We start from the raw sequence: 11,670 nt of genomic DNA, 5'->3' as shown, positions 1-11,670 counted from the left end.
CAAGGACGAGCCGTATGCAGGTCGGCCACCCGCGGGGCGGGGTGCCGGCCGCACGTGGCCGGGGAAGACGCGAGCGAGCCTCGGCGTCCGTGTCTCCAGTACCCGATGGGGTCCACCGGGAGACAGGGACGCCGAGGCGTCTCGTTGCTAGAGGGCGCCGCCGAGAGTCACGCCGCCGTCGATCGTCAGCGTCTGGCCGGTGACCCACGAGGCGTCGTCGCTGAGGAGGAAGCTGACGGCGCCTGCCACGTCCTCCGGCAGCCCGAGCCGCTTCATCGGGTAGGCGCGCACGACCTTCTCCTCGCGGCCCTCGTAGAGAGCCTCCGCGAACTTCGTCTTGACGACGGCGGGTGCGACGGCGTTGACGCGCACGTCGGGTCCCAGCTCGTAGCCGAGCTCCGTGGTCAGGTGGATGAGCGCGGCCTTGGAGACGCCGTACCAGCCGATGACGCCGCTGGCTCCCTGACCGGCCACGGAGGCGAGGTTGACGACGGCACCGGGGTGCTCGGCGTCCCCGAGCCCGGCTGCGACGGCCTTCTTGATCCACGAGAAGGCTGCGACGACGTTCACGTCGAGGACCTTGCGCGCAACGTCGAGGCCCGAGTCGAGCATGGGCCCGTAGACCGGGTTGATGCCGGTGTTGTTGACGAGCAGGTGCAGCCCGCCGAACGCCTCTCGCGCGGCCTCGATCACCTCGTCCTGGTGCGCCTCGTCCGCGGCGTTGCCGGCGATGCCCATGGCGTGCTCGGGGCCGCCGAGCTGGTCGACGGCCTCGGCGAGCGCCTCGGACCTGCGGGCCGTGATGACGACCCGGGCGCCCTCGTCGACGAGCCGCTGGGCGATCCCGAGGCCGATGCCCCGGCTGGCACCGGTGACGATGGCGACGGCGCCCTCGTGGCGTCCGCCGCTGCCGTTGGCCCCCATCAGAAGCCGAGGTCCCGGCCGATGAGCTCCTTCATGATCTCGTTGGAGCCGGCCCAGATCTTCGTGACGCGAGCGTCGCGCCAGGCGCGGGCCACGCGGTACTCGTTCATGAATCCGTAGCCGCCGTGCAGCTGGACGCAGTGGTCGAGCACGTCGTTCTGGACCTCGGAGCTCCACCACTTGGCCTTGGCGGCGTCGACGGCGGAGAGCTTGCCCTCGGCGTGGGCCGCGATGCAGTCGTCGACGTAGGCCTCGGCCACCTCGATCTTCGTCACGAGCTCGGCCAGGAGGAACTTGTTGTGCTGGAAGGCGCCGATCGGCTGGCCGAAGGCCTTGCGGTCCTTGGCGTACTGGATCGTCTCCTCGAGGATCGCCTTGGCGTGGGCGACGTTGGAGACGGCGGCGCCGACGCGCTCCTGCGGCAGGCGCTGCATCATCGAGATGAAGCCCATGCCCTCGGGACCGAGGCGGTTCTCGTCGGGCACGCGGACGTTCTCGAAGAACAGCTCGGCGGTGTCGGACTCCTCCATGCCGACCTTGTCGAGCTTGCGGCCGTTGACGAAGCCCTCCATGCCGCGCTCGACCATCAGCAGGGTGATGCCCTTGGCGCCCTTGGACGGGTCGGTGCGGGCGGCGACGATGACGAGGTCGGCCTGGTAGCCGTTGGTGATGAAGGTCTTGGAGCCGTTGAGGATCCAGCTGTCGCCGTCCCGGACCGCGGTGGTCTTGAGGGCGGCGAGGTCGGAGCCACCGGACGGCTCGGTCATGGCGATGGCGCAGATGAGCTCGCCGCTGGCCATGCCGGGCAGCCAGCGCTGCTTCTGCTCCTCGGTGCCGAGGTCGACGATGTAGGGCGGGCACACGTCGGAATGGATGCCGAAGCACGAGCTCGTCGCCGCGTTGAAGCGCGACATCTCCTCGGCCACGACGGCGTTGAAGCGGTAGTCGTCGACGCCGGCGCCGCCGTACTCCTCGGGGATGTCGAGGCCGAAGAAGCCCTGCTTGCCGGCCTCGAGCCAGATCTCGCGCGGGATCGACTTGCCGGAGATCATCTCCTCGGCGCGCGGGGCGAGGGTGCGGGCGACGAACTCGCGCGCGGAGGCGCGCATCGCCTCGTGGTCCTCGTCGTAGATGTTGCGGGGCATCGGTCCTCCATCGGGCGTGCTGACGGGTGCGGCGCGCCGAGTACCCGTCGGTAACTAAGCGCTTGCTTAGTCTCCCTCCGCTGCGGCATGCTGTCAACGTGCGACAGCCCACCTCGACGCCGCCGACCGCGCGCCCGACCCGGCCCGCCGGCCAGACCTCGGACCCCGACGCGTCGACCGTCGAGCGGCTCCTCCAGGCAGCCGCACAGGCCTTCGCCGACAAGGGTTTCCACGCCACGACGACGCGAGACATCGCCTCGGGGGCGGGCCTGTCCCCCGCTGGTGTCTACGTGCACTTCGGGTCCAAGGAGGAGCTGCTCTTCGCCCTGAGCCGAAGTGGCCACGAGTCCGCGCTCCGGCTGCTGCGTGCGGCGATTTCGGAGGGGTCCACGCCGACCGACCAGCTCGCCAACGTCATGGCGCGCTTCTCCGAGTGGCACGTCGAGCAGTACCAGGTCGCCCGGGTCGTGCAGTACGAGCACCACCACCTGACGCCCGAGCACCACGCCGAGGTCCTCGCGCTGCGCAAGGAGATGGACGCCCTCGTGCGCGCCGTCCTCGACCGCGGCGTCGCCGACGGCACCTTCTCCGTCGAGGAAGGCGCCGGCAGCAGCGCGACCGCCCTCGCCCTGCTGTCCATCGTCGTCGACGTCGCCCGCTGGTACTCCCCCACGATCCGGCGCACCCCTGCCGAGATCGGGGCCACGAACGCCGCTCTCGCCCTGCGCCTCGTCGGCGCCGCCCACTGACCGGTGCCGCCGTCCGCCGCGGGCCACTCGGTGCTCCAGGTGCCGGTGCCCGAGCTCGAGCCCTTCGTCCTGGCCCGGACCCGTCACTACGACACCGACTACGTCTCGGCCGACCCCCGCTTCGTGCACGCGCACATCACGGCGCTCGGCCCCTTCCTCGACGCGGCCGCCCTGACCGACGAGGCACTCGGCGTCGTCGGGGCGATCGCCGCCTCGACAGCGCCGTTCGAGTACACGTTGGAGCAGGTGGGCACGTTTCCCAACGGCATCGTCCACCTGCTGCCCGAGCCCTCGCGGCCGTTCGCCGCGCTCACCGCGACGCTCTGGCGGGCCTTCCGCCACTGTCCGCCGTATGCCGGGGCCTTCGGCGACGTCTTCCCGCACCTGACGCTCGACGCCCTCTCCGGCGACGTCACCCAGGACTCGACGCGAGCCTCGCTGGGCGCCGTCCTCCCGGCGCGCTGCAGCGCCGACCAGCTCGACCTCGCGTGGTACGAGCCCGGCGCCTGCCGGGTGCTGCACTCCTGGCGACTCGGCGCCTGAGTCTCAGCTCGTCGTCGAGCCGAGGGCGCCGGTCGGCGTCACCGGAGCCGCGTCGGTTGCGACGGATGATCGCTGACCTGGTCCCAGGTCCACGGTCAGCCGCGGGAGGAAGAACTGGACCAGCGGACCGATCGACACGGCATACGCGATCGTGCCGAGTCCGACAGGGCCGCCGAGGAGCCAACCGACGGACAGGACCACGACCTCGATCGACGTGCGCACCAGGCGGATCGAGAGTCTCGTGCGGCGGGCCAGGCCCGTCATCAGCCCGTCGCGCGGGCCGGGCCCGAGCTGACTGCCGATGTAGAGGCCACCGGCCACACCGTTGAGGACGATGCCGGCGACGAGGAGCAGCGCGCGGACCCAGAGGGCCTCTGGCGGCTCGATCAGGGCCAGGCCCGCGTCGGCGGCGAGGCCGATGACGACGACGTTGGCCACGGTGCCGAGCCCCGGCCACTGCCGCAGCGGCACCCACAGGAGCAGCACCAGCGCGCCGACGATGATCGTGACCTGCCCGAAGGTGAGCGGCACGTGGGTCGCGATCCCCGCGTGGAAGACGTCCCACGGGTCGAGGCCCAGCGTCGAGCGGATCATCATCGACATGGAGACGCCGTAGAGGACGAGACCGACGAGCAGCTGGGCGACGCGGCGCGGCAGGCGACCGGCACGCAGCTGCTGCCGGGGGCTCAGGTTGGCCAGGGGGACGTGACGTCTCATGCGGTCCAGTGTGACCGGGACTGGACCTGGATTTGAGGGCCAGTTGTGCGACGGTGGACCCCATGCGCACCATCTCGGCCCGGTCCCTGGCCCTGCTCCTCGGCCGCGACCCGCTCCCGCGTCCCGCCTACCGGGCACTGGCTGACGGCATCCGCCGGCTCGTCTGCGACGGGCGGCTGCTCGTCGGCACCCGGCTGCCGAGCGAGCGCACGCTGACCACCGAGCTGGGCCTCAGCCGGACGACGGTCGGCGCGGCTCTCGACGCGCTGCGTGACGAGGGTTTCGTCGCCACCCGTCGCGGCTCCGGGAGCGTCGTGTGCTTGCCCGCCGGCCCGTCGGGCCTCGCGCTCTCGCAGGCCGGCCTCATCCCCACCGAGGTGCCGCCCGACGTCATCGACCTGACGTATGCCGCCCTCCCGGCCGCTGCCGGCGTCACCGCCGCCTTCGAGCGGGCCCTGCTCGAGCTGCCTCGCTTCCTCGCGACCGCCGGCTACGACCCGCGCGGGCTGCCGGAGACCCGGCGGGCCGTGGCCGACTGGTACGCGTCCCGTGGGCTGCCGACGACGCCGGACCAGGTCGCGGTCACCTCGGGCGCCCACGGTGGCCTCTCGGCCGTGCTGCGGGCCCGGCTGGAGGTCGGCGACCGCGTCGTCGTCGAGAGCCCGACCTACCCCAACGCCATCGTCGGAGTGCGCCGCTCGGCCTACCGTCCGGTGGCCGCGCAGCTGACCCCGACCGGGTGGGACCTCGACGCGATCGAGCTCGCCGTGCGACAGAGCGGCGCGCGGGCGGCCTACCTCATCCCCGACCACCAGAACCCGACGGGCCTGACCATGGCCGAGGCGACGCGCGCAGCGCTCGGCGCGGTCCTCTCGCGGCACGGCGTCGTGCCGGTCGTCGACGAGACGTTCGTCGAGCTGGGCCTCGACGAGGCCTCCGGCACCGCACGCCCGGCGCCGTTCGCGGCCTCGGCGCGCGAGTGCCACACCCTCGGCAGCGCGGGCAAGACGTGGTGGGGCGGCCTGCGGGTCGGGTGGGTGCGCACCCCCGTCACCGGCGTCGAGGCCGTCATCGAGGCGCGGCACAGCCTCGACCTCGGCACGGCGATCCTCGAGCAGCTCGTGGTGGCCGACCTGCTCCGTCAGGGCGAAACGCTCCTCGTCGAGCGGCGCCGAGAGGCCCGCGCGCGGCGCGACGCGCTCGTCACGGCCCTGCGCAGGCACGTGCCGGAGTGGCGGTTCGAGGTGCCGGCCGGAGGTCTGAACCTGTGGTGCGAGCTGCCCGAGGCGCGCGGCGACCAGCTGGCCCGGGTGGCCGAGCGCGCCGGGCTGCGTCTCGCACGCGGCGGCCAGTTCGGCGTCGAGGGCGGCCTCGGCCGCTGGCTGAGGCTGCCGTTCTGCGTCGCGCCCGACGAGGCGGACGAGGTGGGCCGGCGCCTTGCGGTGGCCTGGCAGCTGGCACTCCGCGAGCGTCCGGGCACCCGCGAGGTGACTCCACTCATCGCGTGATACCGGCCTGGCACGGCGAAGGGCCGGGGTGCGCGTGCACCCCGGCCCTTCCTGCTCCGGTGGAGCCGGCGGAACCGGTCGGACCGGTCGTCCCCGTCGCTTCCGTCAGTCGCGCGTCAGCTTGCGGTAGGTGACCCGGTGCGGGCGCGCCGCCTCGGGGCCGAGCCGCTCGACCTTGTTGGCCTCGTAGGACTCGTAGTTGCCCTCGAACCAGTACCAGCTCGACGGGTTCTCCTCGGTGCCCTCGTAGGCGAGGATGTGGGTCGCGACCCGGTCGAGGAACCACCGGTCGTGCGAGATCACGACGGCGCAGCCCGGGAAGTCGAGCAGGGCGTTCTCGAGGGAGCCGAGGGTCTCGACGTCGAGGTCGTTGGTCGGCTCGTCGAGGAGCAGCAGGTTGCCGCCCTGCTTGAGGGTGAGCGCCAGGTTGAGGCGGTTGCGCTCGCCACCCGACAGCACGCCCGAGAGCTTCTGCTGGTCGGGTCCCTTGAAGCCGAACTGGGAGACGTAGGCGCGAGAAGGGATCTCGACCTGGCCGACCTTGATGTAGTCGAGGCCGTCGGAGACGATCTCCCAGAGGTTCTTCTTCGGGTCCAGGCCCTCGCGGCCCTGGTCGACGTAGGAGATCTTCACCGTCTCGCCGATCTTGACCTCGCCGGCGTCGGGCTGCTCGAAGCCGACGATCGTCTTGAAGAGGGTCGACTTGCCGACACCGTTCGGGCCGATGACGCCGACGATGCCGTTGCGCGGCAGCGAGAAGGAGAGGTTGTCGATGAGGACGCGGTCGCCGAAGCCCTTGCGGAGGTTCTTGACCTCGATCACCGTCGAACCCAGGCGCGGGCCCGGCGGGATCTGGATCTCCTCGAAGTCGAGCTTGCGGGTGCGCTCGGCCTCGGCCGCCATCTCCTCGTAGCGCGCGAGGCGCGCCTTGCTCTTGGCCTGACGACCCTTGGCGTTGCTACGGACCCACTCGAGCTCCTGCTTGAGGCGCTTCTGCAGCTTCTGGTCCTTCTTGCCCTGGACCTGGAGGCGCTCGGCCTTCTTCTCGAGGTAGGTCGAGTAGTTGCCCTCATAGGGGTAGAGGCGGCCGCGGTCGACCTCGGCGATCCACTGGGCGACGTTGTCGAGGAAGTAGCGGTCGTGCGTCACGGCGATGACGGCGCCCGGGTAGGACTCGAGGTGCTGCTCGAGCCACTGCACCGACTCGGCGTCGAGGTGGTTGGTGGGCTCGTCGAGCAGCAGCAGGTCGGGCTTCTGCAGGAGGAGCTTGCACAGGGCGACGCGGCGACGCTCTCCACCGGAGAGTGTGGTCACCGGCGAGTCCGGCGGCGGGCAGCGGAGCGCGTCCATCGCCTGCTCGAGCTGGCTGTCGAGGTCCCACGCATCGGCGTGGTCGATGTCCTCCTGGAGCTTGCCCATCTCGGCGAGCAGCGCGTCGTAGTCGGCGTCGGGGTCGGCCATCTCGGCGGAGATCTCGTTGTAGCGGTCGAGCTTCGCCTTGATCTCGCCGGCGCCCTCCTCGACGTTGCCGAGGACGGTCTTCTCCTCGTTGAGGGGCGGCTCCTGCAGCAGGATGCCGACGCTGGCGCCGGGGGCGAGACGCGCCTCGCCGTTGCTCGGCTGGTCGAGTCCCGCCATGATCTTGAGGATGGTCGACTTGCCGGCGCCGTTCGGGCCGACCATGCCGATCTTCGCGCCCGGATAGAACGACATCGACACGTCGTCGAGGATGACCTTCTCGTTGTGCGCCTTGCGCGCACGGGTCATGGTGTAGATGAACTCGGCCATGCGCAGAAGGCTATCTGTCGGCGAGCGCGGCACCGAATCCGTGTCCGTCGGTGCCGGCGCTCGCGGACGTGCTGGCCGGTCAGGCGCTCAGCGGCCGGCGGGCCCGGCGCGCAGCGGCCGGCGGGTCAGGCGCTGAGCTGGTCGACGACCTCGTAGTCGTCGGTCTCGGGGTCGCCCGTCGCGGCGACCCCGTCCGCGCCGTCGGAGGCCTCGCCGTGCAGGCCGTCGTCCTGCAGGTCGTAGTCGTCGTCGACGACGCCGTCGGCGTCGACGTGGGGCGGACGTCGGCCGTCCGCGTCCGCCTCGGCGAGGGCCCGGACGGCCGCCTGCACGTCGGGGTCGGCCGTGCGGTCGTGACCGAGGGCCGCGGCCCGGCTCACCCGCTCGAAGCTCGCCCGCCCCCAGGAGAGGTCGTGGCCGATGTGGCCGGCGTCGATCTGCGGGGACGTCCGCGGCTGGCCCTCGCTGCTGACCCACTGCTTGACGGACAGCGTGCCCTCGACGATGACTGGGTGGCCCTTGCACAGGGCCGTGGCCGCGTTCGCCGCCAGGGCGTTGAAGGCGATGACGTCGTAGAAGCTCGTCTCGCCGTCGACGAAGCGGCCGTCGGCCGTGCGCCGGTAGGGCGTGGTCGCGATGCGGAAGGTCGTGTAAGGGCTGCCGTTGCGGGCTCGCCGCTCGACGGGCTCGGACACGACGTTGCCGTGCACGGTGATGCGGGTCTCGTTCATGGAGTGCTCCTGTGGCTGGTCCACGGCGGCCCTGCGCCGCCTGCACCCCACCTTCGGCGCGGGCGGTCCGCTTCCGCAGCCGCCAGTCGGACCCCTGTGGACAGCGGCTCCCGGGGCTGGGAGGTGTGGACGAGCCCCCACGCCCGGGCTCAGCGAGCCGCAGCCTCGAGGTGCACTCGGGTCTCACGGTGGCGCGCGAGCACCTCGTCCACCGGCGCGAGCACGTGCTGGTCGGCCACGGTCGCGACTGACTCGGCCAGGCGCTTGGCGATGACGCCGCGCCGGTGCCGGGCCCCGACGCGGGCCCACCACCGGGAGAGCACGCCGAGGGTGATGCCGAGCAGGAGCCCCAGGACGAGCAGCACGAGCGGAAGCGGCAGGATCCCGACGGTCGGGGTCTCGGGCCGGGGCAGCTGCAGCAGGCCGAAGGCCCAGAGCACGGCGTACCAGACGAGCCCTGCGACGGCGACGAGGCCCAGCACCCACTGGAGGAGGTTGACCACGAACCACCATGCCGGGCGGCGCGCCCGCAACGAAGTGCCGATGACGGCACGGTCCAGCGAGTCGCCGAGGGCACCGTCACCCTCGTCGACGGCGTCCTCGACCGCTTGCGTCCAGCGTGCGGGGAGCCCCTCGGACGCCTGGCGCACGAAGCTCCGGGTGGCGAGCTCGACCGCGGAGGCGGTGGACACGCTGGGGGCCGGGATCGACGAGCGGCCGAGGACGGCCCGGACGTCGGCGCCATCGATGTCGACGTGGATCGGCGGCCGGCCGCCGGTGCGGTCGAGACGCAGGCGGCGCAGCGGGTCGGCGGCGAAGCCCTTGGTCCACCGGGCGAAGAGCCAGCCGGTGTGGGCGAAGGCCTCCCGCCGGTAGTCCCGCGCCACCGCGTCGAGCACGATGGGCACTCCGGCCGCTCGCCCGAGCGAGAGGTCGAGCTCGTCCCGCGGCACCCGCCCGACGTCCGGCTCGGTGTCGGCCACACCGGGACGCAGCCGCAGGGCCGCACCCACCACGTCGGCCTTGAGACGCTGGCGTGAAGCTGCATGGCCCGCAACGGAATTGGCGATGCGCTGCCGCAGCGCCGGGATGCCTTGGCCCGTCACCGTGGAGGTCGCGAGGACCTTGGCGCCACGGACGCCGTCGGCGACGAGCAGTGCGCCGAGGTCCTCGGCGATCGTGCGCACGCCGTCGGGCGTGAGCCGGTCGGCCTGGTTGAGGACCGCGAGGGTGACGGCATCGTGCTGCGACAGGAGCCTGACGAACTCGTCGTGCAGGCGGGCGTCGGCGTACTTCTGCGGGTCGGTGACCCAGACGAAGACGTCGACGAGCTCGAGGACCCGCTCGGCCTCGCGGCGGTGGTCCACGACCCGCGAGTCGAAGTCGGGCAGGTCGAGTAGCACGAGCCCGTCGAGGGACCCGAGCTGCACGTCACGGCCCCGGCGCGCCTTCGCGTCCGGCTCGCCGCCAGGGCACGCCTCGACGATGTGCCGGGCACTCACCCCGAGCCAGTCGAGCAGCTGCGAGGCGTCGCCGTCGCCCCACACCGCCGCGGTCGGCCGCGACGTCGTGGGACGTCGAGCGCCGATCGTGGCGACGTCGGCGCCGACGAGGGTGTTGAACAGGGATGACTTGCCGCTGCCCGTGGCACCGGCCAGCGCCACGATGGTGTGGTCGCCACCGAGTCCCGACCGCTCGGCCGTCTTGTCGACGACGCGCCGGGCGAGCGCGACCGCGGCGGGGTCGAGCTCGTCGGCCCCGGCGACCAGGGCCAGCGACAGCTCGGTGGTGCGCGCGCCGAGCTCTGCAGCCGACGTGGCCGTGACCGTCGCCCTGCCCGGCCGGATCGGGCTCATCGCGCGGCCCGCAGCTCGGCCACGGCGGCGGTCAGCCGCTCGGTCTGGGCGGGGTCGACGTGCAACGTCGTGACAGCTCCTTCGTAGCGGGCTCGCTCGGCGGCATACAGCTCGTCGACCCGGGCGCACAGCTGCTCACGCGCCTTGCGGGCCAGCTCCCTGACGGCCTGGTCGCCGAACACCGCCTCAAGCAGCTTCTGGCCGACCACGGCGGTGCCGCCGGCGATGCCGAGCTCGGCCCCGGTGAGGCCGGCGGTGCTGGCGAAGGTGACGAGCATGAGCACGACGCCGAGCCCGTTGACGCCGTACGCCATGATCCGTGCGGTCGTGCGCCGGTCACGGCCCTCGTCGCGCACCATCTGCAGGATGTCGCCCTGCCAGTCGCGCACCAGGCGCTGGATCCGCCGGTCGACGTCCTTGCCCGAGCGAGCGAGGTCCGGGTCGGCGTCAAGGAGCTGCTGGCCGCCGGGGAGGGCGCGCCAGGCGCGGCCGATCGCGCTCGCCGCCAGCTCGGCGCGGTTGACCACCAGTGACTCGACGCCGGACTGGAGGGCCTCGCCGAGGTGGTCGGCGCGGGCCGGCTCACCGCGCAGGAACGAGGTGAAGCGGTCGCGCACCCGCGACACGGTCGACTCGACCTGGCGGAAGAACTCCCCCGTGCCGACGAACTCCTGCCAGCGAGCCAGCACCTCGCCGCGCAGCAGCGTGCCGTCGGCGATCCCCTCGTGGACCTGCTGCGAGGCCTCCTCGTAGGCGGAGGCGGCCACCTCGACGAGGGAGTCGCCGGCCGCGGTCTGCTCCGTGGACCAGGCGACGAGCTCCTGAGTGCGGGACTCCATCGAGGCCAGCGCACCCTCGAGGGTCTGGCGCACCACGTCGGCCCGGGCTGCGGCGTCGCCGGCGAGCGCCGCGAGCCACCCGGTCAACCGCTCGATCTGGCTGCGCGGGAGCAGTCCGTCGACGAGCTCGGACTCGACCACCGTGAAGATGGGCGACCGGTCCAGGCCCTGGTCGCGCAGCATCGACGCCAGGTGCGTGCGGATCTCGTCGACCGACGTCGGGGGCACCCGGTCGAGGACGACCGCCACTGCCGTGCCGCGCTCGGAGGCCTCCCGCAGCAGCTCCCACGGGACGGCGTCGGCGTAGCGGGCTGCCGTGGTGACGAAGATCCAGAGGTCGGCAGCAGCCAGCAGCTGGGTCGCGAGGTCGCGGTTCGCCTCGACGACGCTGTCGATGTCAGGGGCGTCGAGCAGGGCGAGGCCGGCCTCGACGTCCTCGGTCGAGACGAGCCGCACGGCGCCCGGACCGTCCGAGGCGGAGTGCCGTCCCGTGATGCGGGCAAGACCGGGCAGCACGCGCGGCCCGGAGAACCAGGCTGCGTCGGAGGGATGGTGGATGAGCACCGGGGAGCGCGTCGTCGGGCGCAGGACGCCGGGCAGCGAGACCTCCCGCCCGACGACCGAGTTGACGAGCGTCGACTTGCCGGCGCCGGTGGATCCGCCCACGACGGCGAGCAGGGGTGCGTCGAGCGCGGTCAGCCGTGGGACGACGTAGTCGTCGAGCTGGTCGAGCAGGCGGGCGCGAGCCGACCGCGCCGCCGGGGCTTCCGGCAGGTCCAGGGGCAAGGTGAGCTCGGAGACGGCAGAGCGAAGCGCCTTGACGCTCTCGAGGAGCCGGGCACTGCCCGCCCCTGTATCACCTGCCACACC

Annotated in this window: 10 protein-coding genes; 3 read left to right on the top strand and 7 right to left on the bottom strand. The window is 72.5% G+C overall.

Annotation, left to right across the window (positions count from 1 at the left end):
- Nucleotides 1-147 precede the first annotated feature (147 nt).
- On the bottom strand, nt 148-924 hold the full coding sequence (locus AB0316_RS17015; protein WP_366274228.1) for an SDR family oxidoreductase: 777 nt from the start codon (nt 922-924) through the stop codon (nt 148-150).
- On the bottom strand, nt 924-2,069 hold the full coding sequence (locus AB0316_RS17010; protein WP_366274227.1) for an acyl-CoA dehydrogenase family protein: 1,146 nt from the start codon (nt 2,067-2,069) through the stop codon (nt 924-926). Before AB0316_RS17010 ends, AB0316_RS17015 begins: the two co-directional genes overlap by 1 nt.
- Nucleotides 2,070-2,167: 98 nt before the next feature.
- On the opposite strand from AB0316_RS17010, the gene AB0316_RS17005 reads away from it, so the two are divergent.
- A complete protein-coding gene (locus AB0316_RS17005) occupies nt 2,168-2,818 on the top strand; it encodes a TetR/AcrR family transcriptional regulator (RefSeq protein ID WP_366274226.1) in 651 nt (216 codons plus the stop codon).
- Nucleotides 2,819-2,821: 3 nt separating this feature from the next.
- The gene (locus AB0316_RS17000) at nt 2,822-3,361 is read left to right on the top strand and encodes a 2'-5' RNA ligase family protein (protein ID WP_366274225.1); all 540 of its coding nucleotides are present in this window, start codon (nt 2,822-2,824) and stop codon (nt 3,359-3,361) included.
- 3 nt (nt 3,362-3,364) lie between these two features.
- On the opposite strand, the gene AB0316_RS16995 is transcribed toward AB0316_RS17000, so the two are convergent.
- Complete coding sequence (locus AB0316_RS16995) at nt 3,365-4,078, bottom strand: hypothetical protein (protein WP_366274224.1); 714 nt, start codon at nt 4,076-4,078, stop codon at nt 3,365-3,367.
- Nucleotides 4,079-4,140: 62 nt separating this feature from the next.
- Between AB0316_RS16995 and AB0316_RS16990 the strand changes: the two genes are divergently transcribed.
- On the top strand, nt 4,141-5,586 hold the full coding sequence (locus AB0316_RS16990) for a PLP-dependent aminotransferase family protein (RefSeq protein WP_366274223.1): 1,446 nt from the start codon (nt 4,141-4,143) through the stop codon (nt 5,584-5,586).
- 105 nt (nt 5,587-5,691) lie between these two features.
- On the opposite strand, the gene ettA is transcribed toward AB0316_RS16990, so the two are convergent.
- The 4 genes from ettA to AB0316_RS16970 all read right to left on the bottom strand — a co-directional run bounded on the left by ettA (nt 5,692) and on the right by AB0316_RS16970 (nt 11,667).
- Nucleotides 5,692-7,374 (bottom strand): energy-dependent translational throttle protein EttA, encoded by a 1,683-nt coding sequence (ettA, locus tag AB0316_RS16985; protein WP_366274222.1) that lies wholly within the window; start codon nt 7,372-7,374, stop codon nt 5,692-5,694.
- A gap of 125 nt (nt 7,375-7,499) precedes the next feature.
- Entirely contained in the window at nt 7,500-8,105 is a 606-nt protein-coding gene (locus AB0316_RS16980) for a single-stranded DNA-binding protein (protein ID WP_366274221.1), read from the bottom strand.
- 149 nt (nt 8,106-8,254) lie between these two features.
- Nucleotides 8,255-9,961 (bottom strand): GTPase, encoded by a 1,707-nt coding sequence (locus AB0316_RS16975; RefSeq protein ID WP_366274220.1) that lies wholly within the window; start codon nt 9,959-9,961, stop codon nt 8,255-8,257.
- Nucleotides 9,958-11,667: a GTPase domain-containing protein gene (locus AB0316_RS16970; RefSeq protein ID WP_366274219.1), complete on the bottom strand. Its 1,710-nt coding sequence runs from the start codon at nt 11,665-11,667 to the stop codon at nt 9,958-9,960. Before AB0316_RS16970 ends, AB0316_RS16975 begins: the two co-directional genes overlap by 4 nt.
- Between the last annotated feature and the right edge of the window lie 3 nt (nt 11,668-11,670).

Source organism: Terrabacter sp. NPDC080008, assembly GCF_040702505.1.
Classification (GTDB): Bacteria; Actinomycetota; Actinomycetes; order Actinomycetales; family Dermatophilaceae; genus Terrabacter.
This window is presented reverse-complemented; position numbering and strand designations above follow the sequence as displayed.

Coding starts and splice junctions, on each gene's coding strand:
- AB0316_RS17015 (WP_366274228.1), bottom strand. CDS start 924: ATGGGGGCCAACGGCAGCGGCGGACGCCACGAGGGCGCCGTCGCCATC.
- AB0316_RS17010 (WP_366274227.1), bottom strand. CDS start 2,069: ATGCCCCGCAACATCTACGACGAGGACCACGAGGCGATGCGCGCCTCC.
- AB0316_RS16995 (WP_366274224.1), bottom strand. CDS start 4,078: ATGAGACGTCACGTCCCCCTGGCCAACCTGAGCCCCCGGCAGCAGCTG.
- AB0316_RS16990 (WP_366274223.1), top strand. CDS start 4,141: ATGCGCACCATCTCGGCCCGGTCCCTGGCCCTGCTCCTCGGCCGCGAC.
- ettA (WP_366274222.1), bottom strand. CDS start 7,374: ATGGCCGAGTTCATCTACACCATGACCCGTGCGCGCAAGGCGCACAAC.
- AB0316_RS16980 (WP_366274221.1), bottom strand. CDS start 8,105: ATGAACGAGACCCGCATCACCGTGCACGGCAACGTCGTGTCCGAGCCC.
- AB0316_RS16975 (WP_366274220.1), bottom strand. CDS start 9,961: ATGAGCCCGATCCGGCCGGGCAGGGCGACGGTCACGGCCACGTCGGCT.